This is a genomic window from Rhabdaerophilum calidifontis (genome assembly GCF_008641065.1).
GTDB lineage: Bacteria > Pseudomonadota > Alphaproteobacteria > Rhizobiales > Beijerinckiaceae > Rhabdaerophilum > Rhabdaerophilum calidifontis.
This window is the reverse complement of record NZ_VTRS01000002.1, coordinates 65,179-90,596: the sequence shown is the minus strand read 5'-3', so window position 1 is coordinate 90,596 and position 25,418 is coordinate 65,179. Positions and strand designations below refer to the sequence as shown.

Here is a 25,418-nt window from a genome sequence, read left to right as displayed (position 1 = left end):
CAACGATCCGCGCTGCCGGCGATATGTCTGCTCATTCGGTCGGGCGGTCGTCGCCGTCGCGCAGCGCCTGGGTCACGGCGCCGGGGCCGAACCCGTCCTTGCCGTAGATGTCGTCGCGGAACTGGATGACACCTTCCGGCGTGCCCCAGGCGGTGATGTAGACCCAATAGACCGGAATCGGTTCCGCCGGCCGCGCGTCAATCCGCTGGCCGGAACGCATGGCCGCGTCGATCGCGTCGCGCGTCCATTGCGGGTTGTCCTTGAGGATCCAGTAGATGTAGTCGCGAACATTCTGAACGCGCACGCAGCCTGAGGAGACGAAGCGGTAATCGTCGCCGAAAATGCCCTTCGCCGGTGTATCGTGCATGTAGACGCCATGCGGATTGGCGATATTGATCCGCACGAACCCGAGGGAGTTGAACTCGCCGCCCGGGTCCTGGCGGAACATGTACTGCGTCGCCTCGTCGGAATTCCAGTTGACGGCCTGCGGCTGAACTTCCTGGCCCTGCCGGTTGATGATGCGGATCTTCTGTTCCGTCAGGTAGTTCGGGTTCTTCCGCATCAGCGGGATGAGATCCTTACGGATGATCGAGGCCGGCACGGTCCAGGTCGGGTTGAAATTCACGTCGAGGATCTTCGCCGTCATGATCGGTGATTGCCGGTCGACCTTGCCGACGCCGGCGACATGGCGGGTCTGCACCACGCCGCCCTCCACCGTCTCGATATAGGCGGCCGGGATATTGGTCGTCACATGGCGGTGGCCGAGATTGCCGGAATAGGATTTCAGCCGCACGAGATTGATCTCGAGCTGACGCAGCCGGACATCGGCCGGCGTGTTGAGCGCGGCGAAGGTCTGCGCGCCGACGACGCCGGTCGGCGTCAGTCCGTGGCGGGCCTGATAGCGACGCACCGCCGCGTCGACATAGGAATCGAAGACCGGCCCGCGCCCGACATTCGGCGACAGATCGCCGAGCGCGATCAGCCGCTCGCGCAGGGCCTGGACGTTCGGGTGACGGGTGCCGAGCTTCAGGCGCTGGTCGGCGGGAAGGGGCGGATGACCGCCACGCGCGACGAGTTCCTGATAGACGCGGATCGCGCCTTCGGTGGCCTGGAGCGTGGCGGAGGAAAGGATCGGCGTCGCCGTCTCGATGGTGCGGCTCTTCTGCGCGCCGACATCGTAGCTCTGCGCCCATTCGGCCTGGCCGCCGACGAGGCTGCCCTGCTGCTGCGCGGCGGCCGGCAGGATTCCGAGCCCGGCGAGGGTTCCGAAGGTCCGGATCAGGAAATTGCGCCGGTCGAACCCTGCCGACGCCTTGAACCGATCGTGCCCCACCATTCCGAATGCCCCGTTCCCTCGCGCGGGCGCGCGCCACGCCCGCCCTGCCTAATCGCTACCGATTAACCCTTGATGAGCGCAACCGATTCCGCGCGCATCGCTCCATGCGACCAAGGCGAGGTTCTCCGGCAAATTTGTGGCGATGCACGCGGAAGGCGCGTCCATCACGCCGAGTTGAGCGGAATTCGCGCCGGAATGCCGCCGGGCGGGCCGGGGTTCCGGCGCGCGGGGGCGGGCCTGTTCGCGGCGGCGCTTCCCTCAGAGCCTGTAGCGGATCTGGTCCGTCCAGAAGCGGTCGAGACGCAGCAGCGCCTGGTTGAGCGTTTCAAAATCATGGGCCGAGATGCCGCCGATCTGCTCGACGGTGCGGATATGCTTGTCATAGAGCTTCGCCACGATCTCGTGCACCTCCTGCCCTTTCGGCGCGAGGCGGATGCGGACCGAGCGGCGGTCGACGCGGCTGCGCTGATGGGAGAGATAGCCGAGTTCGACGAGCTTCTTGACGTTGTAGGAGACGTTCGAGCCGAGATAATAGCCGCGGGTGCGCAATTCGCTCGCCGTCACGTCGTTGTCGCCGATATTGTAGAGCAGCAGCGCCTGAACCGAGTTGACGTCGCTGCGGCCGCGGCGGTCGAATTCGTCCTTGATCACGTCGAGCAGCCGACGATGGAGACGCTCCACCAGCGCGAGCGATTCCAGATAAAGCGGGCGCACAGCCTTCTCGGCCTCGGGCGCATTCTCGTGCTGACGCGCAACATTCGCGTTGTTCATGACACCTTACCCCGTTTTGCTTTGAGGCATGCTTGAGCACGTCCTCGTCTTATGAGGCAAACATACGTCACGGCCATGAAGATGAATTTAAATTCCAGCGTAAATTAGCCGTTCATTCTTTGAAGTGAATGAAGCTTTACAGACACATTTTCGTAAGTTTGTGAAATCTGAATCAAAGAACCTGTTTACCGCAGCCGGAAACAATCCCTTGACGATGCCCGGATCAGAACCGCCCGCGATGGCGCGAACGCACGGCGAAGGACAGGACGAAAAAGAAGAACAGCGCCAGCAACGAGCCCGTCAGCGCGGTGAGCCCCACCGCGTTGCCGAACCCACTCCCGCCGATCGCGATCTCGAACACCACGGCGAAGACCCAGAGGCTCTTGCCCCAGGGCGAGAGCAGCCACATCCCCACGCCCGCCGCGCAATCGACCAGCGCGAAGCCGATGATCAGCGCCTGGCGCAGGCGCGGCTCTTCCGGGAAGGGCACGTCGCCGAGCCCCAGGATCAGCGCCCAGAAGCTGAGCCCCTTCAGCAGCCAGACCGCCGCGATGAGCCGCAGGAAGATGACGAGCATCAGATCCCAGCGGATGCCGGGATTGCGGATCTCGACGCCGATCGGCGGTTCGTCCTGGCTGCCGGGCTCGATGATGAGGTCGGTCGTGGCGCCGCGCCGCTCCGGCGCCCTGCCCCGGGAGGAGGCCGCCTCGGCCATCAGACGCCCGTTCCCGCGAGGTCGAGATCGACCGGCAGCGGCGCGAAATGCGCGGCGATGACCGCCGGATCGAGCGCCGCGACGGTGGCGGGCTGCCAGCGCGGCGCGTTGTCCTTGTCGATGAGCAGCGCCCGGACCCCCTCGTAGAAATCATGGCCATGGGCGACGCGGCTGACGATGCGGAACTCGGTGCGCATCGCCTCGGCGAAATCGAGCCCCCCGCCCCGCCGCATCTGCTCGAAGGCGATCGCCATGCTGGTCGGCGAACGGGTGCGCATGCCGGCGAGCGTCTCGGCCGCGAAAGGATCGGCTCCGGCGGCCGCCTCGAGCCGCTCCAGGATCTCGCCGAGGCTCCCGCCCGAGAAATAGGCGTTGATCCGGTCCTCGAGCGCGGCGATCGGCGCCGGGCCGGCCGGCTCGGCGAAGCGTGCGGCGACGGCCGCCGCGTCCTCGCCGGCGGCAAGCGCATCGAGGATCGCGGCCTCGCATCCCGCCGGAACGGCATGCGTCGCAAGACCGAGCCACACGGCATCGGCGCGGCGGATTCGCGTGCCGGTCAGGGCGAGATACATGCCTGTCGCGCCCGGCAGGCGCGGCAGCGCGTAGGTCGCGCCGACATCGGGGAAGAAGCCGATCCCCACCTCCGGCATCGCGAAGAGGTAATCCGGCCCGGCGAGCCGCAACGCGCCGTGCAGCGAGATGCCGACACCGCCCCCCATCACGATGCCGTCGATCAGCGCAAGATAGGGCTTCGGGCAGGTGTGGATGCGGGCGTTGAGGCGGTATTCGCGATGCCAGAAGGCCAGCGATTCGGCCTGGCGCCCGGCGCGGCCGAGGTCATGCATCAGCCGGATGTCGCCACCGGCCGAGAAGGCGCGGCCGCCGCCGGAGCGCACGGCGATGGCACGCACCGCGTCATCGGCGATCCAGCGATCGAGCGCGCCGGCAAGGGCGTCGACCATGCCGTCGTTGAGCGCGTTGAGCGCCTGCGGCCGGGTCAGCGTCGCGAGGCCAAGCGCCCCGCGCGTCTCGATGCGGATATCGGCGTCAGCTTCGGTCACGGCGGCCCTCGCATCCTTCACCGGCAGAGGCGGTAGCCGGGCGGACAGACGACGTCAACCGATGCCGCTTCGAGGCGCCTTCCCTTCCCGCGGCCGGCTTTCTATGCTGGCATCGTTCCAAACCACGGAAACCCGATGCCGAACCGGCCCGCCTCCCCCTCCCCTGCCGTCCCATCCGCCCTCGATCTCCGGCGCCGGCCGCGGCGCAACCGCAGGAGCGAATGGATGCGCCGCCTCGTCCGGGAGACGCGGGTGGGCGCGGACGATCTCATCTGGCCGATCTTCCTCAACGAGGGCGAGCGCGCGCGCGAGCCGGTGGCGAGCATGCCGGGGGTCGACCGGCTCTCCATCGCGGCCGCGGTCGGCGCGGCGCAGGAGGCGGTGGCGCTCGGCATCCCCGCGCTGGCGCTGTTCCCCAATACCCCGCCGGACCTGCGCGACGAGGACGGAAGCGAGGCGCTCAACCCCGACAACCTCATCTGCCGGGCGGTTCGCGCCATCAAGGCGGCGGTGCCGGAGATCGGCATCATCACCGATGTCGCGCTCGACCCCTATACGAGCCATGGCCATGACGGGCTGCTGCGCGGCGGCCGCATCGTCAACGACGCCACGGTGGCCGTGCTTGCCGAGCAGGCGCGGATCCAGGCCGAGGCCGGCGCCGACATCATCGCGCCCTCGGACATGATGGATGGCCGCGTCGGCGCCATCCGCGACGTGCTCGACGCGGCCGGGCACGAGGATGTGTCGATCATGGCCTATACGGCGAAATATGCCTCCGCCTTCTACGGCCCGTTTCGCGATGCGGTCGGCTCCGCCGCGACGCTGGCCGGCGACAAGAAGACCTACCAGATGGATTTCTGCAACGGCGACGAGGCGATGATCGAGGCCGAACTCGACCTCGCCGAGGGAGCGGACATGATCATGGTCAAGCCGGGCCTGCCCTATCTCGATATCCTCAACCGGCTGAAGACCGCCTACGGCGTGCCGACCTTCGCCTATCAGGTCTCGGGCGAATACGCGATGCTCCAGCGCGCCGCCGCCGAGGGGCTGATCGACGGCGAGCGGGCGATGATCGAAACCCTCACCGCCTTCAAGCGGGCCGGCGCCGACGGCATCCTCACCTATTTCGCGCCGGTGATGGCGCGCCGCCTCAAGGAAAACGGCTGAGCCCATGCCCGGCGGCCGGCGCGCCATGCCGACGGTGCGCAACGAAAGGTCTGACGATGACGGATGCTCCCTCACGCGCGGCTCCCGATCTCGCGGCGATCCGGGCCGCGGCCGCGCTGCTTGCCGGCAAGGTGGTGCGCACGCCCTTCCTGCCGTCGCCGCGGCTTTCGGCGCTGACCGGCGCGGAATGCCATGTGAAGTTCGAGACCATGCAGGTGACCGGCTCGTTCAAGGAGCGGGGCGCCTATGTGAAGCTCGCGCGGCTGCCGGAAGCGGCGCGGCGGCGCGGCGTGATCGCGATGTCCGCCGGCAACCACGCGCAGGCGGTGGCCTACAACGCCCAGCGCCTCGGCATTCCCGCCACGATCGTCATGCCGGTCGGCACGCCCTACGTGAAGGTGGAGAACACCGCCCGGTTCGGCGCCCGCGTCATCCTCGACGGCGTGACGCTCGCGGAATCGCAGGCGCGGGTCGAGCGCATGATCGCCGATGAGGGGCTCGTCCTCGTCCATCCCTACGACGACCCGGACGTGATCGCCGGCCAGGGCACGATCGCGCTCGAAATGCTGGAGGACAACCCCGAACTCGACATGATGGTGCTGCCGATGGGCGGCGGCGGGCTGATCGCGGGCAATGCCATCGCCGTCAAGGCCTTGCGCCCGGAGATCGAGATCATCGGCGTCGAGGTCGAGCGCTATCCCTCCTTCCACAACGCGCTGACCGGCCAGACGCTCCCGATCGGCGGGCCGACCCTCGCCGAGGGCATCGCGGTCAAGCATGTCGGCGCGCTGACGCTGCCGGTGGTGCGCGCGCTCGTCTCGGCCTGCCTGCTCGTGCCGGAGAGCGCGGTCGAGCAGGCGGTGGATGCCTTCGCGACGCAGCAGCGCGCCATGGCCGAGGGCGCGGGCGCCGCCGGGCTCGCGGCGCTGCTGCACGAGCCGGCGCGGTTCAGGGGGCGGCGGGTGGGGCTCGTGCTCTGCGGCGGCAATATCGACGCCCGCATCCTCGCCTCGATCATGGTGCGCGAACTCGAACGGCGCGAGCGCATCGTCTCCTTCCGCCTGACCGGCGAGGACCGGCCCGGCTTCCTCGGCCATGTCGCGACCCGGCTCGGCGAACTCGATGCCAATATCCTCGAGGTGATGCATCGCCGCACCTTTCTCTCGATCCCCGCCAAGGGCGTCTCGCTCGACGTGACGATCGAGACCCGCAGCGGCACCCATGCCGCCGAGATCCTCGCGGCACTCGAGGCCGACGGCTTCTCTCCGCAGCGGATCGACGCCAACGGCGCGCTGGTGCCGCGCGGCTAGCGCATTCTCCGAACCGATCCGGTCGCCCGCCGCGGTCGCCACGGTTTCGCAGTGAATGCCGGGATGCGGCTTGCGACGGGCCGAGCCTTGCGCGACAATCGCCGCGAACCACATTGCGCTGAGGATCGGCATTCCGACGGACGGAAACGAGCCAGCCAGGACGAACCACCAGGCATGACCGAACAGCCGCGCGACACGCCGCAATTCTTCCTCACCGCGCCATCGCCCTGCCCCTACCTGCCCGGGCGGCAGGAGCGGAAGGTCTTCACCCATCTCGTCGGCCGCAGGGCGGTGCAGCTCAACGAGATCCTGACCCAGGGCGGGTTCCGGCGCAGCCAGTCGATCGCCTACCGGCCGGCCTGCGAGCATTGCCGCGCCTGCGTCTCGGTGCGGGTTCTGGTCCGCGACTTCGTCGAGACGCGCGGCTTCCGCCGGATCCTCGCCGCCAATGCCGATCTGAGCGCGCGGATGATCCCCGCGCAGCCGACCGCCGAGCAATACGGGCTCTTCCGCCGCTATCTCCACCGGCGCCACACCGATGGCGGCATGGCCGATATGAGCGTGCTCGATTATGCCGCGATGATCGAGGACACGCATGTCGAGACGCGGCTCGTCGAATATCGCCGCCCGCGGCGCCGGCCCGACGAAACATCGGAACTCGTCGGCATCGCGCTGACGGACCTGCTCTCCGACGGGCTCTCGATGGTCTATTCCTTCTACGATCCCGATCTTTCGGAGCGTTCGCTCGGAACCTTCATGATCCTCGACCATATCCGCAAGACGCGCGCCTCCGGGCTGCCGCATCTCTATCTCGGCTATTGGGTCGAGGGCTCGCGCAAGATGGATTACAAGGCACGCTTCCTGCCGCAGGAGCGGCTCGGCATGATCGCCTGGGAGCGGGTCGAACGCTGAAGCTCAGAAGGTGATTCCGATTCACCTTTCGGCTGCATCGATCTGAAATCGAAAGAGTTTCATCGGGATTCCGACTCCCCGCAAGCCCCATTATCTCGCCTGCCGATTCAAGCGCGGTTCGGGTTGTGATGGAGGTCGTTGCCGCTCAGAATCCGATTCAATACCGGGCCGCGGAGAATCCGATTCAACTTCAACCCGCTCAGGTTTCGATTCAAGGGCAGGCATGCAGGCCGGATGGACAGCGCCCATCCGGCCCGCGCGGCCCGCGGGCGCTCAGCCCGCGAGCTTGGCCGCAAGCTTTGCCACGCGCTCGCCGAGCAGGCGCGCGAATTCCCGATCGCCGGCCGGCGGCGTCACGTCCGGAGCGGCATTGTCCGATTGCGCGATCACGCCCAGCGCCGAGCCGATGCGGTTCGCGGCCTCGGGCGCGGCGCTGGTATTGCCGTTCATGTTGCCGAGCGGCACGCCGGGCCCGGTCCAGAGCATGCCGTGCTGCATCGCCAGCACCCACATCGAGGTCAGGGTGTGGTCCTTGTTGCCACCGAAGGTCAGCCCGTTGGTGAAGCCGGCCGCGAGCTTGTCCTTCCAGCCCTGCCCCATCCAGATCTTCGACGACGCCTCGAAGAAAGCGCGCAGCGGCGCCGAGACATCGCCCATATAGGTGGGAGCGCCGAAGATCACGGCATCGGCGCCGCTGACGGCCTCGAGCGCCGGGGTGAAATCCTGGCTCGCGCTCTCGAGCCGGGCGAGGTGGACCTGCGCGCCGGCGGCCTTCGCGCCGGCCGCGACGGCATCGGCGATGACGGCGGTATGGCCGTAGCCGGAATGATAGACGATGGCGATCTTGGTCATCTGACGTGCTCCGCTAGGGAAAGGTGCCCTCAGACATAGTTGCAAAAACGCCGTTCGCACGCGCAAAATTCGCGAAAGTGTTTTGCAGAATTGCCGTGCTCTTCAGGCTTGTTGCGCAAGCTCCGACGCCCTAAGGTGAAATTTGGACCGATTGGGTCACGTTTTCTGCCGCGGATTCCCGCCCGTCGGATTTTCGTCCGATCAGCCGGCATCCGGCGATCGGAACATCGTCCGGGCGCCCGCCAGCCTAGCCGGTGAAGCGGTTCGAGCGCGGGAATCCCTTCGGCGGCAGGCGCCCGGCTTCGGCGCGATGGCCGAGCCAATCCCGCATCTCCTCGCCCCTGAGCGTGAAGGTGCGGCCGGCGCTGTCCTGCCAGGTCAGGCCGGATTGCGCGGCGAAGGTCTTGATGTCCGCGACGCCGCCCTCCTTGTAGCGCTGGAGCCGCACGCCCTTGCCGCGCGGCATTTCCGGCACCTCCGACAGCGGGAAGACGAGCAGTTTCCGGTTCTCGCCGACGATGGCGACCATGTCGCCCTCGACCGGCGCCGCGATCCAGGCGCGGGCATCGTCGACATTCAGCACCTGCCGGCCCTTGCGGGTGGTGGCAAGGAGATCCTCGGCCGCCACGACGAAGCCGCGCGCATCCTTCGCGGCGATAAGCCGCTTCTGGCCCGGCACGAAGGGGAAGGCGGCGATGATGCCGGCCTCGGCGTCGAGATCGACCATCAGCCGGATCGGCTCGCCGAAGCCGCGCCCCCCCGGCAGCTTCGCGGCATCGAGCGTGAAGGCCTTGCCGTCGGTCGCGAGCAGGATGATCCTGGCGGTGGTCTCGGTGGGAAAGGCGAAGGCCAGCGCGTCGTCGCCCTTGAACTGGAGGGCGGCGAGATCGACATTGTGGCCCTTGAGCGCCCGGATCCAGCCCTTCTCCGTCACGACGACGGTGATCGGCTCGCGCTCGATCAGCGCCTCGGCGACATCGATCGCCACATCGGTGACGCGGCCGAAATCCGAGCGGCGGCGGCCGAGCGGGGTCTCCTTGGCGAAGGTCTTCGCGACCTCGCCGATCTCCCAGCGCACCGCCTTCCATTGCTTCGGATCGGACGCGAGCAGCGCCTCGATCTGCGACTTCTCGGCGCTGAGATCCTCATGCTCGCGGCGCAGCTCCATCTCCTCGAGGCGGCGGAGCTGGCGCAGGCGCGTATCGAGGATGGCATTGGCCTGCACCTCACTCAGCGCGAAGCGCGCCATCAGCACCGGCTTCGGCTCATCCTCCTCGCGGATGATGCGGATCACCTCGTCGAGATTGAGGAAGGCGACGAGCAGCCCGCCGAGAATCTCGAGCCGCGCCTCGATCTTGGCGAGCCGCCAGCGCGAACGGTTGACGAGCACCGCGCGGCGATGATCGAGAAAGGCGCGCAACGCCTCCTGGAGGCCGACCACCTTCGGCACCTTGCCGTCGATCAGCACGTTCATGTTGACCGGGAAGCGCGTCTCCAGCTCGGTGAGTTTGAACAGCGCCTCCATCAGCAGTTCCGGCTCGACATTGCGCGCCCGCGGTTCGAGCACGATGCGGATATCCTCGGCGCTCTCGTCGCGGATATCGGCGAGGAGCGGCAGCTTCTTCTCGTTGAGCAGCTCGGCGATCTTCTCGATCAGCCGCCCCTTCTGCACGAGATAGGGGATCTCGGTGACGACGACGACATAGGTGCCCCGCCCCGTCTCCTCGCGATGCCAGCGCGCGCGGAGCCGCACCGCGCCGCGCCCGGTGCGATAGGTTTCGGCGAGACTCGCCGGCGCCTCGACGATGAGGCCGCCGGTGGGGAAATCCGGCCCCGGCACATGCGCCATCAGCGCTTCGAGACTGGCGCCGGGATCGTCGATCAACTGGATCGCGGCGGCGCAAAGCTCGGCGGCGTTGTGCGGCGGGATCGAGGTCGCCATGCCGACCGCGATGCCCTGCGCGCCGTTCGCGAGCAGGTTCGGGAAGGCGCCGGGCAGCACGACCGGCTCCTCGTTGAGCCCGTCGTAATTGGGGCGGAACGGAACCGCGTCTTCGTCGATCCCCTGGAGCAGGAGGCGCGCGACCTCGGTCATCCGCGCCTCGGTATAGCGGTAGGCGGCAGCGGAATCGCCGTCGATATTGCCGAAATTCCCCTGGCCGTCGACGAGCGGATAGCGCGAGGCGAAATCCTGCGCGAGGCGCACCAGCGCATCGTAGATCGCCTGGTCGCCATGCGGATGGAAGGTGCCCATCACGTCGCCGACGATCTTGGCGCTCTTCTTGAACGCCGCCGCCGGATCGAGCCGGAGCAGGTGCATGCCATAGAGAATGCGGCGATGAACCGGCTTCAGCCCGTCGCGCGCGTCGGGCAACGCGCGATGCATGATGGTGGAGAGCGCATAGGCAAGGTAGCGCTCCTCCAGCGCCTCGCGCAGCGCGATCGGGGCGTTGTCCTCGCCGCCGCGCGGATCAACCGGCTTGCCCATGCATCCCTCCCGGCGCGAAGCGCCCGAATCAATCCGGCGAGGATGCAACCCGCCCGCCGCGAATCAAACCCCCGGCCGGCTTTCGGCTGGGGATCGCCGCACGGCTCATCCCGGCTCCGCCGCCTCGACGAGGCGCGCCAGCAGCAACGCCACCAGCCGCGCGCGCTGGCTCCGCCGCGCAAGGCCGCGTGGCTCGACGAGATGACGGTCGAGGAACAGGCCCGCAAGGCCGAACCCGGCCACCACCGCCTCCCGTGCTGCCGGCGCAAGCGGCCGGCCGGGCCGCGCGAAATCCGGCAGCACCAGCAGCTTTTCCGCCCAGGGCGCGCCCGCCGCGCGGCTGACGGCGCGCCCGGATTTCGGCGAGACATAGGCGAGATCCTCGGTCGTGCCGGTCGCGGCGCAGACGGCGAGATCGAGCCCGAAGCCGAGTTCGGCGAGCAGGAGCAATTCGAAGCGCACCAGCGCCGGCGCCAGAAAATCGGGCCGGGCGACGAGCCCGAGCAGCCCGTCGGCGGCGGCGAAGAGCGCCGGATGCGGATCACGCTCGGGCAGGAGCCGCAGCAGGAAGCCGAGATGCCCGACCAGCGCCAGCGCCAGCGGATCGGCGAGCACCTGCCCCGCCCGGCTCTCGACAATCTCCGCCGAGAACTGGCCGAGATGCTCCTCGAGCCGCGCCCGCCAGGTGAGCGCGACGCGGTTGCCGGGCTGGAGCCCCGGTGCCTGCCGCACCGAGCGGCCGCCCCGGACAAGGCCGAGATGGCGGCCATGCGCCTCGGTCATCACCTCGAGCAGCACGTCGCGCTCGCCGTGGCGGCGGGTGGAGAGAATGAGGCCGTGATCCCGCCATTCCATGGCCCGGCGCCCGCCTCAGCTTTTGCCGGGCCCCTGGCCGGACCCTTTGCCCCCCTTGCCGGCGCCTTTGTCCGGGCGCGGGAATTCGAGCCCCATCTCGCGATAGCGCTCGGGATCCTCGGCCCAATCCTCGCGGACCTTCACGAACAGGAAGAGATGGACCTCGGCATCCGCCGCCTCGGCGATCTCCCTGCGCGCGGCCGCGCCGATCGCCTTGATGGTCTGCCCGCCCTTGCCGAGCATGATCTTGCGCTGGCTTTCGCGCTCGACATAGATCGTCTGGTCGATGCGGACCTCGCCGTTCTTCTGCACCGTCCATTTCTCGGTCTCGACGGTCGAACGGTAGGGCAGCTCGTCGTGCAGCCGCTCGAAGATCTTCTCGCGGGTGATCTCGGCGGCGAGGAAGCGCAGCGGCGCGTCGGAAATCTCGTCCTCGGGATAGAGCCAGGGGCCGGGCGGCAGCTTGTCCTCCAGCCATTCGAGAATCCGGCGCACGCCGTGGCCGCGCGCGGCCGAGACCATGAAGGTCGCCTCGAAGCTCCGGCCGCGGTTGAGCCGATCGGCGATGGTGAGCAATTGCTCGTGCGGGATGAGGTCGATCTTGTTCAGAACCAGGAAGAGCGGCTGGCGGATCTCGCCCAGCCGCGCGAACAGCGCCTCCTGCGCCTCGTCATCGGCGCGGGTGACATCGATCAGCACGCCGACGAGATCGGCATCCGTGGCCCCGCCCCAGGCAGAGGTGACCATGGCCTGTTCGAGCCTGCGCTTCGCGGCGAAGATGCCGGGCGTATCGACGAACACCACCTGCGTCGCGCCGGCGATGGCGATGCCGCGTATCTGGGTCCGCGTCGTCTGCACCTTGCGCGAGACGATCGAGACCTTGGCGCCGACCAGGGTGTTGAGCAGGGTCGATTTGCCGGCATTCGGCACGCCGATCAGCGCGACGAAGCCGCAGCGCGTCGCCATCGGGGGGGGCGGTTCCGCCATCATGTCTCCTCCGTCCAGAGCCCGGCCCGGCGCAGCCAGGCCTCGGCGGCGGCGCGCTCGGCGAGCCGCTTCGAGGCCCCGCGCCCGATCGCCTCGGCGCTGCCCTCGACCAGCACCGCGATCTCGAATTCCGGGGCGTGATCCGGCCCCTTGCGGCCGATATCGCGATAGGCGGGAACAGGCAGCCCGCGCGCCTGAACCGCCTCCTGGAGCATGGTCTTGGCGTCGCGCGGCACCGCCTGCGGCGCCTGCATCCGCGCGGTCCAATGCGCGCGGACGAGCCGTGCCGCCGCCTCGATGCCGCCGTCGCGATAGACCGCGCCGATCAGCGCCTCGCAGGCATCGCCGAGCAGCGCGTCGCGGCGGCGGGCGCCGGAGCGGCGCTCGCCCTCGCCGACGCGGATCTCCTCGTCGAGCCGCCATTCGCGGGCGATCGCGGCACAGGTCTCCTTGCGGACAAGGGCAGCGAGGCGGCGCGACAATTCCCCTTCCGGCGCCTCGGGGAAGGCCTCGAACAGCATCGTCGCGACGACGAGGCCGAGCACCCTGTCGCCGAGGAATTCGAGACGCTGGTAGGAGAGCCGCCCCTCGCCGGCGCTGACATGGGTCAGCGCCTCCTCGAGCAGCGCGCGGTTCGCGAAAACATGGCCGATGCGCGCCTCGATCCGGGCCGGTGCGCGGGAGACGGAGGCTTCCGGTTGGGCCCCGGACATCAGCGGATGGTCTGGAAGAAGCGGCCCCAGCGCGCCTCCGCCGGCCAGCGCCAGATCTTCCAGGGCTGCACGCCCTCCTCGATCGAGAAGAAGATCAGCTCGGCGCGCCCGACAAGGTTCTCGTAGGGGACGAAGCCGACGCCGAGCGCACTCATGTCACGGCTGTCGGTGGAATTGTCGCGGTTGTCGCCCATCATGAAATAATGACCCGATGGCACGACATATTCCGGCGTGTTGTCCATCACCGCGTCGTTGCCGCCGATCTCGAGCACGTTGTAGCTGACGCCGTTCGGCAGGGTCTCGCGATAGAGCGGGAAGCGCGCCGGCCGGCCGAAGGAATCGCGGCTTTCGAACATGCCGGCGCGCTCGCGCGGCACGGGTTTGCCGTTGATGTGCAGCACGCCGTAATGCATCTGGATCCGGTCGCCCGGCAGGCCAATCACGCGCTTGATGTAATCGGTGTCATTGTCGCGCGGCCATTTGAAAACGGCGATGTCGCCGCGCTTCGGCTCCGCGCCCCAGAACCGGCCCGAGAAGGGCGCAAGCGAGAGCGGGAAGGAATGCCGCGAATAGCCATAGGCGTATTTCGACACGAACAGATAATCGCCGATCAGCAGCGTCGGGATCAGCGAGCCCGAGGGGATGTTGAAGGGCTGGAAGGCGAAGGTGCGGATCACCAGCGCGATCAGCAGCGCCTCGATGATGACGCGGATCGTCTCGCCCAGCCCGCCGGATTTGGTCGCCTCGGTGCCGGTCTTCGGTTTCAGTTCTTCCATCGCCATTCCGGGGCTATCCTTCCGTCGCGGCCTCGATGCCGCCCGGCCGTGGGGGTCGGATATACAGGCGCCTCCCCCGAAGGGCAATGCGGAGCGCGAACGCGCCCCTATCGCAGATCGAGTTCGAGCGCGGCTCCGGATTTCACCTCGAAGGGCCGGCTCTGCGCACCGAGATCGAGAACATAGCGGCCGGGCGGCAATGTGACGCTGGACGCAATCGCCGAGACCTCGGCGATCGGTTCGCCCGCCTCGTCGCGGATCGTCCTGGCATTGACCGGGAGGCCGCGGATCGTCACGGACACCGCGTCGATCACCAGCCGCCTGCCCGGCTCCAGGGTGAAGGGCACCTGCCGCGCGCCGAAAGCGATCGTATAGGAGGATGGCAGCAGGTTCGCGGAGGTCCGCGACGAGGACAGCTTCTCCACAAGTTCGCCGGTTTCCCAGTCCCGGATCTCGTGCCCGCGATAGCTCGCCGCCGGAAGTTCCACGATCGCGGTCGCGATCTCGGCCGTCTCGCCGTCTCGCACCTCGATCGAGCGCCAGAACTGGTTTCCGAAACGCACGTTGTAGAAGCCGGCCGGCAGATCAACGAAAGCGGAGAGGCTCGAAAGATGCCGGACGACCTTGCCGGTCTCGACGCTGATCACCTCGTGGCGGGTGGCGGAGGGCGCGGCGAGCCGGATTCCGCCCGGCTTCCGCCCCGCGGCCGGAACGCTCACCGCCGGCGCCACGGCCCGGCTCCGCACCGCCATAGAGAGGCTCTCGGTGAGCTTTCCGAGCGAATCCGCGTCGAAATACGTGCCGCGCGCCACGCGGGCGATGCATTGGAGCTGGTAGCGGGCCGCCACATCGACCGCGAACCCGATCGTATGGATGACGAGACCGGCATCCGCTGCCGCCAGCGCCTTCGCCACCGCGCAGGGGTCTCCCTCACAGGTCTCCTTGCCGTCGCTGACCAGGATGACGACGCGCGAGGCCGCCGCCGCCTCGGCCTTGAGATCACCCGCGGCCAGTTCCAGCACATGGCTGATCGGCGTATAGCCCTGCGCCGTCAGCGCGCGGGCCCGGCGGATGACCTCCGCCCGGTTCGCACCGACAGGCGCGAAGCCCGTCAGCAATTGCGTATCGCGACAATTCTTCGCCCTGGCCGGCGATTGGTGGCCATAGGCGCGCAGGGCGAGGCGCAGCCCCTCCGGCAAGCCGGTGACCAGCGTCTCGACCGCGTCCTTCGCGGCATCGATCCGGGATTGTCCGGAGGGAAGCATCGCCTTCATGCTGCCCGAAGCATCGAGAATGAGTGCGACGGACCGGCCGCCCTCGCTGCGGGCCGGGGCAGGAAGAAGGATGGCCGCGAACACGGCCAGCAGGGCGGCAAGACGCATCGTCATCGGCGTTTCCTGTCAGTTCCGTCCCGCCACAAATGTAGCGCGAAACCGGCCCCGCCGCGCCGTGCGGCAGCGCACCGGCCGCATCTCGCCCGGTTTGTCCACAGCCGCGAGGCGTCAGCCCTCCGGCCGGGCCTCGATGACCACGAAGGCGAGCGCGAAGGGGGGATCGTCGGTGATCGTGAGATGGATCTCCGCGCGATGGCCGGGCGGAAGCATCGCCGCGAGCCGCGCCGCCGCCCGGCCGGTGAGTTCCATGCCCGGCTGGCCGGAGGGCCGGTTGACGACGCCCATCTCGCGCCAGGCGATGCCCATGCGCAGCCCGGTGCCGAGCGCCTTGGCCATGGCCTCCTTGGCGGCGAAGCGTCTGGCATAGCTCGCGGCGCGCGCCGCGCGGCGCTCGGAGCGCGCGCGCTCCGCATCGGTGAAGACGCGCGCGACGAAGCGCGCGCCGAACCGGTCCAGCGTCGCGGCGATGCGCTCGATATTGCACAGATCGGCGCCGATCCCGAGGATCAAGAGCCGCGTCCCCGGTCCATCGCCAGCCGCATCGCACGGATGCTGCCGCCCAGCCCGACGAAGATCGCCTCGCCGACGAGGAAATGCCCGATATTGAACTCGACGAATTCCGGCACCCCGGCGAGCCGTTCGGCGGTCTCGAAATCGAGACCATGCCCGGCATGGACCTCGAGGCCGCTCGCCGCCGCGTGCCGCGCGCCGGCCGCGAGACGCCGGAACTCCGCTTCGGCCTTCTCGCCTTCGCCCGCCTCGACGGCGTGACACCAGGAGCCGGTATGCAGCTCGACGATATCGGCGCCGAGCGCGGCGGCGGCATCGATCGGCGCCGCGTCCGGCTCGATGAAGAGCGAGACGCGGATGCCGGCGGCGCGCAGGGCCGCGACGAAGGGCACGAGGTGATTGTGACCGCCAATCACGTCGAGCCCGCCCTCGGTGGTGCGCTCCTCGCGCTTCTCGGGCACGAGGCAGCAGGCATGAGGGCGGATGCGGGTCGCGATCGCGAGCATCTCGGGCGTCGCCGCCATCTCGAAATTGAGCGGCTTCGTGATCGTGTCCTTGAGCCGCGCCATGTCCGCATCGCGGATATGGCGGCGATCCTCGCGCAGATGCGCGGTGATTCCATCCGCTCCCGCCTCGATGGCGAGCAGGGCGGCGCGCACGGGATCGGGCCGCGCGCCGCCGCGCGCGTTGCGCACGGTCGCCACGTGATCGATGTTCACGCCAAGACGGATGCGGCTGGTCATCGCCTCACCCTCCCCGGCTGCCCGCGCCCTGGATGGCGCGGCTGCCAGGCTTGACCGGCGGCAGCGCCGCGAGGTCGGGCGGGATGTCGCGCGGATCGTAATCCGGCACGGCGAATTCGCACAGGGCGACCAGCGGCACCCCGAGATCGACCCGGCCGGCGGAGCGATCGATCAGGCAGGCGGCGCCGACGATCTCGCCCGGCTGGTCGGCCAGCGAGTTCAGGCATTCACGCGCCGAGAGCCCGGTCGTCACGATGTCCTCGATGACGAGCACGCGCTCGCCGGCGCGGATCTCGAAGCCGCGCCGCAGGTGGAACTCGCCGTCCTCGCGCTCGACGAAGATCGCCCGCGCGCCGAGCGCCCGCGCCGTCTCGTAGCCGGGCACGATGCCGCCGATCGCCGGCGAGACCACGACATCAACGGCGCCGAACCGCGCCGCGACCCGCTCCGCCAGCGCGCGGCACAGCCGCCCGGTGCGCACCGGATCCTCGAAAACGCGCATCTTCTGGATGAAGAACCCGGAACGCCGCCCCGAGGACAGGATGAAATGCCCTTCAAGCAGCGCGCCCGCGGCGCGGAATTCCGCCAGAACCTCGTCCCTCGTCATCGTGCGCCGTTCTCCTTGGGGAAGATCATGCAGGTCTCGGTGCCATGCGCGTAAACCTTGCCGGCGGAATCGACAAGCTGCGCCTCGCTGAGCGCCAGGGTGCGGCCGCGATGGATCACCGCGCCCCGGCACACAAAAAGCCCCCCGAACCGCATGCGTCCCCTCAGCCGATCACGCGCTCGACATTGGCCACCACCGGCTTCGTGCGCAGTTCCGAGATGATGGCGTTGAGATGCTTGAGATCCCAGACCTCGATATCGAGCACCATCTCGCGGAAATCGGCGGTCTTGGCGCGCATGGCGATGTTGTCGATATTCGCATCCGTATCCGCGATCACCTGCGCGATCGCCGCGAGGCTTCCCGGCTCGTTGATGACCGAGACGATAAGCTGCGCCCAGAACCGGCGCGGATCGTGCTCGTCCACATCCCAGCGCACGTCGAGCCAGCGCCAGGGCTCCTCGTCATAGGCGATGAGCGCCGGCGACTGGATCGGGTAGATCGTGATGCCCTCGCCGGGCGTCAGGATGCCGACGATCCGGTCGCCGGGCACCGCACCGCCGCCCGGCGCGAAGCGCACCGGGAGATCATCCGAAAGGCCGCGGATGGGGATCGAGCCGGCGGCGCTCTCTTGGCCCGGCACCTTGAATTTCAGCTTGTCCGCGCCCTGCACGCCGAACCAGCCCGCTCCCGTGCCCGGCGCGGCCGCCTTGGCGACCTCCTCGCGGAAATCCGGGAACACCGCCTTGATCACGTCGCCGGAATACATCTCGCCGCGGCCGACCGCGGTGAGCACGTCATCCAGCGTCTGGCGCGCGAGGCGCGGCAGGGCGGCGATCAGCTTCTCCTCGGAATAGGTCTTGCCGGCGCGCTGGAAGGCGCGCTCGACGATCCGCCGCCCGAGCCCGACGAATTGCCGCCGCACCGCCTCGCGCGTGGCGCGGCGGATGGCCGAGCGCGCCTTGCCGGTGGCGACGAGCCCCTCCCAGGCCGAGGGCGGCACCTGCCCCTCGGTCGTCAGGATCTCGACCTGATCGCCGTTGCTCAGTTCCGAGATCAGCGGCGCGTTGCGGCCGTTGATGCGGCAGCCCACGGCGTTGTTTCCAATATCGGTATGAACCGCATAGGCGAAGTCGATCGCGTTGGCGCCGCGCGGCAGCGCGATCAGCAGCCCCTTCGGCGTGAAGCAGAACACCTGGTCCTGGAAGAGTTCGAGCTTGGTATGCTCGAGGAATTCCTCCGGATTGTCGCCTTCCGCGAGCAGTTCGATCGTCCGGCGCAGCCAGGCATAGGCTTTCGAGGTGCCGGCGAGCGCATCGGCGGAGACCAGCCCCTCCTTATAGGCGGCATGGGCGGCGATGCCGAATTCCGCCACCTCATCCATGCCGCGGGTGCGGATCTGCAGCTCGACGCGCTGGTGCTTCGGCCCCAGGACCGTGGTGTGCAGCGAACGGTAATCGTTCTGCTTCGGCGTCGAGATGTAATCCTTGAACCGGCCCGGGACGAAGCGCCAGGCCTGATGGATGATGCCGAGTGCCTGATAGCATTCCTCCACCGTTCCGACGATGACGCGGAAGGCGAAGATGTCCGACAATTGCTCGAAGGAGATGCTCTTGCGCTCCATCTTGCGCCAGATCGAGTAGAGGCGCTTCTCGCGGCCCTTGATCTCGCCGGCGATGCCGTTGGCCGAGAGCTTGGCGCGCAGATCGGTCTCGATGATGCCGATCAGCCCCTCGGCACGGCTGCGCAGGCTTTCGAGCCGCTTCGACATCATCAGATGCGCATCTGGCATCAGAACGCGGAAGGAAATGTCCTCCAGCTCGTCGCGCATGTCCTGCATGCCGATGCGGCCGGCGAGCGGGGCATAGATCTCCAGCGTCTCCTCGGCGATGCGCGCGCGCTTGTCCGGGGGCACGTAATGCAGGGTGCGCATGTTGTGCAGCCGGTCGGCGAGCTTGACGAGCAGCACCCGGACATCCGCCGCCACCGCGAGCAGCAGCTTGCGCAGGTTCTCGGCCTGCGCCGCCTTTTTCGAGACGAGATCGAGCTTCTTGAGCTTGGTCAGCCCCTCGACGAGCGCCGCGATATTCTCGCCGAAGCGGCTCTCGATATCATGCCGGGTAGTGCCGGTATCCTCGATCATATCATGCAGGATGGCGGCGGCGATCGTCTGCTCGTCGACATGCAGATCGGTCAGGATCGCGGCGACCTCGAGCGGATGCGAGAAATACGGGTCCCCCGAAGCGCGCTTCTGCGAACCGTGGGCGCGCATCGCATAGACATAGGCGCGGTTGAGCAGGTCCTCGTCGGCATCCGGCAGGTAGCGCTTGACCCGTTCAACCAGTTCGAATTGGCGCATCATGCGCGTCGGAACCCCGCGCGAGAACCTGACCGCCACTGCCGGCGGACGAAAAAGGCGGCGCGTTCGACCGCACCGCCTCGATCAGTATGGCGAGAATTGCACGACACGCAACCGCGGCGCGCGCTCAATCCTCGTCGTCGGTCTCCGAAGGGGGCACGAGCCCGTCGAGGCCGCGCAGCAGATCCTCCTCCGACATGCGATCGAACGAGACGTCGCTGTCATCGACCTCCGAAACCGAAGGCGCCGCCTGCGCGCCCAGCAGGCGCGGAACCGCCTCGGGTTCGGGTTCGTCGACCTCGACGAATTTCTGCAGCGAATGGATGAAATCCTCCTTGAGGTCGCCGGGCGAAAGCCGCTCATCGGCGATCTCGCGCAAGGCGACGACCGGGTTCTTGTCGCGGTCACGCGTCACGAGCGGCTGCGCGCCCGAGGAGAGCATCCGCGCGCGGTGGCTCGCGAGCAGGACCAGTTCGAACCGGTTCTCCACCTTGTCGACGCAATCTTCGACGGTCACGCGGGCCATGGACGCCTCGCTCCTTCAAAAAGCCGGAAAATCCTGGGAGGTTCTGCCGTTACATGAAAGCGGCGGCGACATCAAGCGCCTTGGCTCCTCGGCCCGAAGCGCAGACAATCGCAGGATAGTTATCCCGCGCAAGGACCATCTTCCTGTTGCAAATTTATGGATTGAATCCCATGTTGCCTTTCATTAATGCCGCCGTCCCGATACCGCGCGCGAGCACATATTCGACCTAGACCGGTTTTTAACCGGGTATGGGCTGTCAAAACAAGGCATGAGCGCTTTCCGGGACGCCGAATCGGCAAAATCCGGCACGGATTTCTTGAGCGCGAGAGCAAAGCAGGACACAGAATGCAGAACGTTGAACGGATTGCCCTCTTCATTGACGGCGCCAATCTTTATGCAACTTCGAAGACGCTTGGTTTCGATATCGATTACCGCAGGCTTCTCAAGGAATATCAGTCAAAGGGTTATCTCGTTCGCGCGTTCTATTACACGGCTCTGATCGAGGATCAGGAATATTCCTCGATCCGCCCGCTGATCGACTGGCTCGACTATAACGGCTATGCCGTTGTGACGAAGCCGGTGAAGGAATTCACCGACGCGATGGGCCGGCGCAAGATCAAGGGCAACATGGATATCGAGCTCGCGGTGGACGCGATGGAGCTCGCGCCCTTCATCGACCACATGATCCTGTTTTCCGGCGATGGCGATTTCCGCAGCCTCGTCGAGGCGATGCAGCGCAAGGGCGTCCGGGTCTCGGTGGTCTCGACGATCTCGACCCAGCCGCCGATGATCGCCGACGATCTGCGCCGGCAGGCCGACCAGTTCCTCGATCTTGTCGATCTCCAGGCCCGGATCGGCCGCGATCCCGGCGAGCGGCCGCCGCGCGAGCCGCGCCCGGAGGGCGGGTTCCGCGAGCCGCGCCCGGCGATGCCGGCCTTCATCGAGCGTCCCAGTGCCGGTCGCCCGCCGCGCGACCGCGACGAGGGCTGACCGCCGGGCATGGAGGCCGAGCCGCCGCGCGATTGCCCGCTCTGCCCGCGCCTCGCCGCGTTCCGCGCGGAATGGCGCCAGCGCGAGCCGGGCTGGCACAACGCGCCGGTCGCCTCCTTCGGGGCAGCCGATGCGCGGCTGCTGATCGTCGGCCTGGCGCCCGGTCTGCGCGGCGCCAACGCCACCGGGCGGCCCTTCACCGGCGATTACGCGGGCGACCTGCTCTACGCGACGCTTCAGGAATTCGGCTTCGCGCGCGGCACCTATGCCGCGCAGGCGGGGGACGGGCTCGAACTCCTCGATTGCCGCATCACCAATGCCGTGCGCTGCGTGCCGCCGGAGAACAAGCCGACCGGCGCCGAAATCGTCGGCTGCCGGCCCTTCCTCGCCGCGACCTTGCGCCAGATGCAGCGCCTGGCGGCCATTCTCGCCCTCGGACGGATCGCCCATGATTCAACCGTGCGCGCGCTGGGCGCCGCGCCCGCACGCCACCCTTTCGCGCATGGCGGCGCGCGGACGATCGGGCCGGTGCGGCTCCATTCGAGCTATCATTGCTCGCGCTACAACACCAATACCGGGCGGCTGACGCCGGCGATGTTCCGCGCGGTATTCGCGGCCATCCGGGCGGAGTTGGGCTAGAATCGGGCAGAGCCAAGCCGATTCAGCCGCGCTCGCGCAGCAGCCGACCCTGCTCGCGCTTCCAGTCGCGCGCCTTCTCGGTCTCGCGCTTGTCGTGCAGCTTCTTGCCGCGCGCCAGCGCGATCTCGACCTTGGCGCGCCCCTTCTCGTTGAAATAGACCTTCAGCGGCACGATCGTCAGCCCCTCCCGTTCGAGGGCCGCGGCCAGCCGGCCGACCTGCCGGCGATGGAGCAGGAGTTTCCGCGGCCGCTTCGGCTCGTGGTTGAAGCGGTTCGCCTGCAGATATTCCGGAATATAGGCGTTGATGAGATAGAGTTCGCCGTTCTCGATCGCGGCATAGCTCTCGCCGATCGTGGCCTTGCCGCCGCGCAGCGATTTGACCTCGGTTCCGGTCAGCATGATGCCGGCCTCGAACGGCTCGAGGATCTCGTAGTTGAAGCGTGCCTTGCGATTGTCGGCCGCGATCCTGTAGCGCGCTTCGTCGCGGGCCGTCATGTCAGTTCAGCAGGCCGGCATGGACCATCGCCGTGCGGATGGCATCCTTCGTCGCCTGCTGCTGCACGGGCAGCATCGGCAGCCGGATCTCCTCGCTCATGCGGCCGAGCAGGCTCAGCGCGTGCTTGGCACCGGCGAGGCCGGGCTCGCGGAAGATCGCGTCGTGCAGCGGCACCAGCCGATCCTGAATCTGGAGCGCCCTGGCGTAATCGCCCGCGAGGCAGGCCGCCTGGAGATCGGCGCAGAGGCGCGGCGCCACGTTCGAGACCACCGAGATGCAGCCGACGCCGCCGGCCGCGTTCCAGGCGAGCGCGGTCATGTCCTCGCCGGAGAGCTGGATGAAATCGGCACCGACGAGCCAGCGCTGCTGGCTGACGCGGGCGAGATTGGCGGTGGCATCCTTCACGCCGGCGATGTTCCTCAGCTCGAACAGCCGTGCCATGGTTTCGTTCGACATGTCCACCACCGAGCGCGGCGGGATGTTGTAGATGAAGATCGGAATCGAGACCGCGTCGTTCACCGCCTTGAAATGGCGGTAGAGCCCCTCCTGCGTCGGGCGGTTGTAATAGGGCGTCACGACCAGCAGGGCATCGGCGCCGGCCTTCTCGGCATGGCGGGCGAGGTCGATCGCCTCGGCGGTATTGTTCGAGCCCGCGCCGGCGATCACGGGTACGCGGCCCTTCGCCTCGGAAACGCACCATTCGACGACCCGCTTGTGCTCGTCATGGCTCAGCGTCGGGCTCTCCCCCGTCGTGCCGACCGGCACGAGGCCGTTGGTGCCCTCGGCGATCTGCCAGGCGACATGCTCGCGGAATGCCTTCTCGTCGGGCGCGCCGCCCTTGAAGGGCGTCACCAGCGCGGTAAACGAGCCACGGAAGCGGGCGGCATTCGGAGGCGCGGTCATCGGGTCGATCCAGAACAAGGGGGAGGTCGGAAACCCCGCTTTTCTCCGGTATCGCGGCGCAGGTCAACACCGCGCCGGGTTGTGCCGGCGCCGCCGCCCGCTAAAACAGGCGGAACGCTGCCCCGGAGACGCCATGCCGACGCGCGAGAAGACCAGATCCACCGCGAACCTCCATCTCGTGGTGCCGAACCACGCCTGGAATTCGCGCTTCGTCACCGCGCGTGACGGGCTGCGGCTCCATGTCGCGACGCTCGGCGCGGCGGCGAGCGCGCGGCTGCCGGTGGTCTGCCTGCCGGGACTGACGCGCTGCGGCGCGGATTTCGACATGATCGGCCGCGCGCTCGCCGAAACCGGCAACCGCTTCGTGATGGCGCTCGACAGCCGCGGCCGCGGCGCCTCGGAATACGATCCCGATTGGCGGAACTACGATCTCAAGGTGGAACTCGACGATCTCCAGCAGGTGCTGGTCGCGTTCGGAATCGAGCGCGCGATCTTCCTCGGCACCTCGCGCGGCGGCCTCCTCACCATGCTGATGGGCATCGCGCGGCCGGAGATGATCGCCGGCGCTGTGCTCAACGATATCGGCGCGGTGATCGAGCCGCGGGGCCTCGCGCGGATCCGCTCCTATGTCGGCAAGATGCCGGCGCCGCGCGATTTTCCCGAGGCGATGCTGATCCTCCGGCAGCTCTTCGGTACGCATTTCACGGATACGGACGAGGCGGCCTGGCTGCGCTTCGCGGAGCGGACCTGGCGGGAGGAGAGCGGGCGCCTCATCCCCCGCTACGACGTCAACCTCATGCGCACGCTCGCCGATCTCGATCTCGAAAGGCCGATCCCGCCGCTCTGGCCGCAATTCGCGACTCTGGCGCACGCGCGGCTCCTCGTCATCCGCGGCGAATTGAGCGACATTCTCGCGCGCCGGACCGCCGAGGAAATGGTGGCGCGCCATCCGGATGCGCGGTTGCATGAAGTGCCCTATCAAGGCCACGCGCCGCTGCTGGAGGATGCGCCGACCATCGCCGCAATCCGCGATTTCGTCGAGCGCTGCGGCTAGGGCGCATCCCGGCCGAACGGAACGGGTGCGCCCATCCGGCGCCGCCGTATCTCTTCCGATCACCCGGAACCAACCTGCTCGCAAGGCGCGCCGGCATGGGCGGGCTGGCGGTGCCGCTCAGCTCTTCGGCTTGCGCGCCCTCCCCCCCTTGCCCGCGGCAGGAGGCGCACCCGGCGGCGGCTCCACATTGCCCTGCCCGTCATCGCCGGCCTCGTCGCGCGAGGTCGCGACCTCGCCGGCATCGACGCGCTTCGAGAACGCGGTCTCGGCGCCGGCGGCCAGAACCCTGGCCTGGCCGATCCAGTCCTCGCGCTCTATCCGGCCCGGAAAGGCGAGATAGCTGCCGATCCAGGCCGCCTCCTCGGCATTCCAGGCGGCAATCTGGTCGAAATGCCAGATGCCGAGGCCGTGCAGGCGGCCCTCGTTCTGCCGGCCGATCCCGCGGATGCGCTTCAGGTCGTCGGCCTGGCCACCGCGCGGCGCCGGAAGGCCGGCCGGGCGCGTGCCTTCGATCGCCGTCGGGTCGGAGCGGACCGTCGGGGCCGGCATGCGGGTCGATTCCGGCCCCGCCAGCGGCACGGCCGCCTCGATCCGGGGATCGCGGCCGGCGAGGATCTGCTCGGCGTCGAAGCGCCAGCGCCACCACCAGCTCGGGAACCGGCCGCCATGGCCGAGCTGGCGGAACAGCCAGCGGCGCTGCCCCGGCGTCAGCCGCGCAATCTGGTCGAAATGGTAGAGACCGAGCGCGTTGAGCCGCGCCGCGGTTTCCGCATCGATGCCGTAGATCCGGGTCAGATCGTCGGGCACGCCGCCGCGCGGCGCGGAAAGGCCGGTGATCGCCTGCTCCAGCGCCTCGGCCGCGGCGGGTGGCGCTGCCTTCGCGGGCTCGACCGGCATCTCGCGCGCGGGAATCGGGTCCGTAGGAGACGGGAATCTGGGCGGTGCAGCGGCGGCCAGAGGCGCCGGGGCAGGCTCTGGCCGGACGGCGAGCCGCCAGCGCAGCAGGCAGGCGAGCCCACAGCCGAGGAGATAAGCCGCAAGCATCAGGAGCGCGAGATCGAACCAGAGCCCGGCGCGGCCGGGCAGGATCTGCGCCCAGGCGACCAGAGCGCCCGCAGCCAGCCCGGCGAGCCAGGGCAGCAGGCCCCGCCAGCCGCCGCCGGCGCCCCGCGCACCAGTGATGCCTCCCACCGCGAGGCCGAGGAGCAGCGCCAGCAGCAGCCAGACCGCGAAGGCCGAGATCAGGTAAGCCATGG

General features: G+C 68.4%; 26 protein-coding genes. 6 read left to right on the top strand and 20 right to left on the bottom strand.

Annotated elements, in window-relative coordinates; translation table 11 throughout:
* Window positions 1–31 precede the first annotated feature (31 nt).
* The 4 genes from FWJ24_RS05135 to FWJ24_RS05120 form a co-directional block, all read right to left on the bottom strand.
* Complete coding sequence (locus FWJ24_RS05135) at window positions 32–1,336, bottom strand: L,D-transpeptidase family protein (RefSeq protein WP_150286744.1); 1,305 nt, start codon at window positions 1,334–1,336, stop codon at window positions 32–34.
* Between the two features lie 258 nt (window positions 1,337–1,594).
* Complete coding sequence (gene ldtR / locus FWJ24_RS05130) at window positions 1,595–2,107, bottom strand: transcriptional regulator LdtR (protein ID WP_150286743.1); 513 nt, start codon at window positions 2,105–2,107, stop codon at window positions 1,595–1,597.
* 223 nt (window positions 2,108–2,330) lie between these two features.
* Entirely contained in the window at window positions 2,331–2,822 is a 492-nt protein-coding gene (locus tag FWJ24_RS05125; protein ID WP_150286742.1) for a DUF6163 family protein, read from the bottom strand.
* Window positions 2,822–3,883, bottom strand: a complete 1,062-nt coding sequence (locus tag FWJ24_RS05120; RefSeq protein ID WP_150286741.1) for an enoyl-CoA hydratase/isomerase family protein — start codon at window positions 3,881–3,883, stop codon at window positions 2,822–2,824. The genes FWJ24_RS05125 and FWJ24_RS05120 overlap by 1 nt, the downstream gene beginning before the upstream one ends.
* 135 nt (window positions 3,884–4,018) lie before the next feature.
* On the opposite strand from FWJ24_RS05120, the gene hemB reads away from it, so the two are divergent.
* The 3 genes from hemB (at window position 4,019) to FWJ24_RS05105 (ending at window position 7,272) form a co-directional block, all read left to right on the top strand.
* Complete coding sequence (hemB, locus tag FWJ24_RS05115; RefSeq protein ID WP_150286740.1) at window positions 4,019–5,050, top strand: porphobilinogen synthase; 1,032 nt, start codon at window positions 4,019–4,021, stop codon at window positions 5,048–5,050.
* A 56-nt stretch (window positions 5,051–5,106) separates the two neighbouring features.
* The gene (locus tag FWJ24_RS05110; RefSeq protein ID WP_150286739.1) at window positions 5,107–6,360 is read left to right on the top strand and encodes a threonine ammonia-lyase; all 1,254 of its coding nucleotides are present in this window, start codon (window positions 5,107–5,109) and stop codon (window positions 6,358–6,360) included.
* 174 nt (window positions 6,361–6,534) lie between these two features.
* Entirely contained in the window at window positions 6,535–7,272 is a 738-nt protein-coding gene (locus FWJ24_RS05105; protein ID WP_150286738.1) for an arginyltransferase, read from the top strand.
* A gap of 273 nt (window positions 7,273–7,545) precedes the next feature.
* Here FWJ24_RS05105 and FWJ24_RS05100 read toward each other — a convergent pair whose 3' ends face one another.
* The 13 genes from FWJ24_RS05100 to rpoZ form a co-directional block, all read right to left on the bottom strand.
* Window positions 7,546–8,124: a flavodoxin family protein gene (locus FWJ24_RS05100; RefSeq protein ID WP_150286737.1), complete on the bottom strand. Its 579-nt coding sequence runs from the start codon at window positions 8,122–8,124 to the stop codon at window positions 7,546–7,548.
* 247 nt (window positions 8,125–8,371) lie between these two features.
* On the bottom strand, window positions 8,372–10,612 hold the full coding sequence (gene parC, locus FWJ24_RS05095) for a DNA topoisomerase IV subunit A (protein WP_150286736.1): 2,241 nt from the start codon (window positions 10,610–10,612) through the stop codon (window positions 8,372–8,374).
* A 105-nt stretch (window positions 10,613–10,717) separates the two neighbouring features.
* Window positions 10,718–11,467, bottom strand: a complete 750-nt coding sequence (gene recO, locus FWJ24_RS05090) for a DNA repair protein RecO (protein ID WP_150286735.1) — start codon at window positions 11,465–11,467, stop codon at window positions 10,718–10,720.
* Window positions 11,468–11,482: 15 nt separating this feature from the next.
* The gene (era, locus tag FWJ24_RS05085; protein WP_246155549.1) at window positions 11,483–12,454 is read right to left on the bottom strand and encodes a GTPase Era; all 972 of its coding nucleotides are present in this window, start codon (window positions 12,452–12,454) and stop codon (window positions 11,483–11,485) included.
* Window positions 12,454–13,167: a ribonuclease III gene (gene rnc / locus FWJ24_RS05080; protein WP_150286733.1), complete on the bottom strand. Its 714-nt coding sequence runs from the start codon at window positions 13,165–13,167 to the stop codon at window positions 12,454–12,456. Before rnc ends, era begins: the two co-directional genes overlap by 1 nt.
* Window positions 13,167–13,943, bottom strand: coding sequence for a signal peptidase I (gene lepB / locus FWJ24_RS05075; RefSeq protein WP_246155574.1), 777 nt, complete (start codon window positions 13,941–13,943; stop codon window positions 13,167–13,169). Before lepB ends, rnc begins: the two co-directional genes overlap by 1 nt.
* Window positions 13,944–14,050: 107 nt before the next feature.
* The gene (locus FWJ24_RS05070; RefSeq protein WP_150286731.1) at window positions 14,051–15,331 is read right to left on the bottom strand and encodes a vWA domain-containing protein; all 1,281 of its coding nucleotides are present in this window, start codon (window positions 15,329–15,331) and stop codon (window positions 14,051–14,053) included.
* Window positions 15,332–15,445: 114 nt separating this feature from the next.
* Window positions 15,446–15,847: a holo-ACP synthase gene (acpS, locus tag FWJ24_RS05065; RefSeq protein WP_150286730.1), complete on the bottom strand. Its 402-nt coding sequence runs from the start codon at window positions 15,845–15,847 to the stop codon at window positions 15,446–15,448.
* Entirely contained in the window at window positions 15,844–16,590 is a 747-nt protein-coding gene (locus tag FWJ24_RS05060; RefSeq protein WP_150286729.1) for a pyridoxine 5'-phosphate synthase, read from the bottom strand. The genes acpS and FWJ24_RS05060 overlap by 4 nt, the downstream gene beginning before the upstream one ends.
* Window positions 16,591–16,594: 4 nt before the next feature.
* On the bottom strand, window positions 16,595–17,197 hold the full coding sequence (gene pyrE / locus FWJ24_RS05055) for an orotate phosphoribosyltransferase (RefSeq protein ID WP_150286728.1): 603 nt from the start codon (window positions 17,195–17,197) through the stop codon (window positions 16,595–16,597).
* Window positions 17,194–17,352, bottom strand: coding sequence for a PaaI family thioesterase (locus tag FWJ24_RS05050; protein WP_206110800.1), 159 nt, complete (start codon window positions 17,350–17,352; stop codon window positions 17,194–17,196). The genes pyrE and FWJ24_RS05050 overlap by 4 nt, the downstream gene beginning before the upstream one ends.
* Before the next feature lie 8 nt (window positions 17,353–17,360).
* Complete coding sequence (locus tag FWJ24_RS05045) at window positions 17,361–19,556, bottom strand: RelA/SpoT family protein (RefSeq protein ID WP_150286727.1); 2,196 nt, start codon at window positions 19,554–19,556, stop codon at window positions 17,361–17,363.
* A 124-nt stretch (window positions 19,557–19,680) separates the two neighbouring features.
* Window positions 19,681–20,079, bottom strand: coding sequence for a DNA-directed RNA polymerase subunit omega (gene rpoZ / locus FWJ24_RS05040; RefSeq protein ID WP_150286726.1), 399 nt, complete (start codon window positions 20,077–20,079; stop codon window positions 19,681–19,683).
* A 345-nt stretch (window positions 20,080–20,424) separates the two neighbouring features.
* Between rpoZ and FWJ24_RS05035 the strand changes: the two genes are divergently transcribed.
* Both FWJ24_RS05035 and FWJ24_RS05030 read left to right on the top strand, forming a co-directional pair.
* A complete protein-coding gene (locus tag FWJ24_RS05035) occupies window positions 20,425–21,069 on the top strand; it encodes a LabA-like NYN domain-containing protein (protein ID WP_150286725.1) in 645 nt (214 codons plus the stop codon).
* Between the two features lie 9 nt (window positions 21,070–21,078).
* Window positions 21,079–21,708: a uracil-DNA glycosylase gene (locus tag FWJ24_RS05030; protein WP_150286724.1), complete on the top strand. Its 630-nt coding sequence runs from the start codon at window positions 21,079–21,081 to the stop codon at window positions 21,706–21,708.
* A 22-nt stretch (window positions 21,709–21,730) separates the two neighbouring features.
* On the opposite strand, the gene smpB is transcribed toward FWJ24_RS05030, so the two are convergent.
* Both smpB and dapA read right to left on the bottom strand, forming a co-directional pair.
* The gene (smpB, locus tag FWJ24_RS05025; RefSeq protein WP_150286723.1) at window positions 21,731–22,204 is read right to left on the bottom strand and encodes an SsrA-binding protein SmpB; all 474 of its coding nucleotides are present in this window, start codon (window positions 22,202–22,204) and stop codon (window positions 21,731–21,733) included.
* A 1-nt stretch (window position 22,205) separates the two neighbouring features.
* Window positions 22,206–23,108, bottom strand: a complete 903-nt coding sequence (gene dapA, locus FWJ24_RS05020; RefSeq protein WP_150286722.1) for a 4-hydroxy-tetrahydrodipicolinate synthase — start codon at window positions 23,106–23,108, stop codon at window positions 22,206–22,208.
* Window positions 23,109–23,241: 133 nt separating this feature from the next.
* Between dapA and FWJ24_RS05015 the strand changes: the two genes are divergently transcribed.
* Complete coding sequence (locus FWJ24_RS05015; RefSeq protein WP_150286721.1) at window positions 23,242–24,162, top strand: alpha/beta fold hydrolase; 921 nt, start codon at window positions 23,242–23,244, stop codon at window positions 24,160–24,162.
* Window positions 24,163–24,279: 117 nt separating this feature from the next.
* Here FWJ24_RS05015 and FWJ24_RS05010 read toward each other — a convergent pair whose 3' ends face one another.
* Entirely contained in the window at window positions 24,280–25,416 is a 1,137-nt protein-coding gene (locus FWJ24_RS05010) for a hypothetical protein (RefSeq protein ID WP_150286720.1), read from the bottom strand.
* Window positions 25,417–25,418 lie beyond the last annotated feature (2 nt).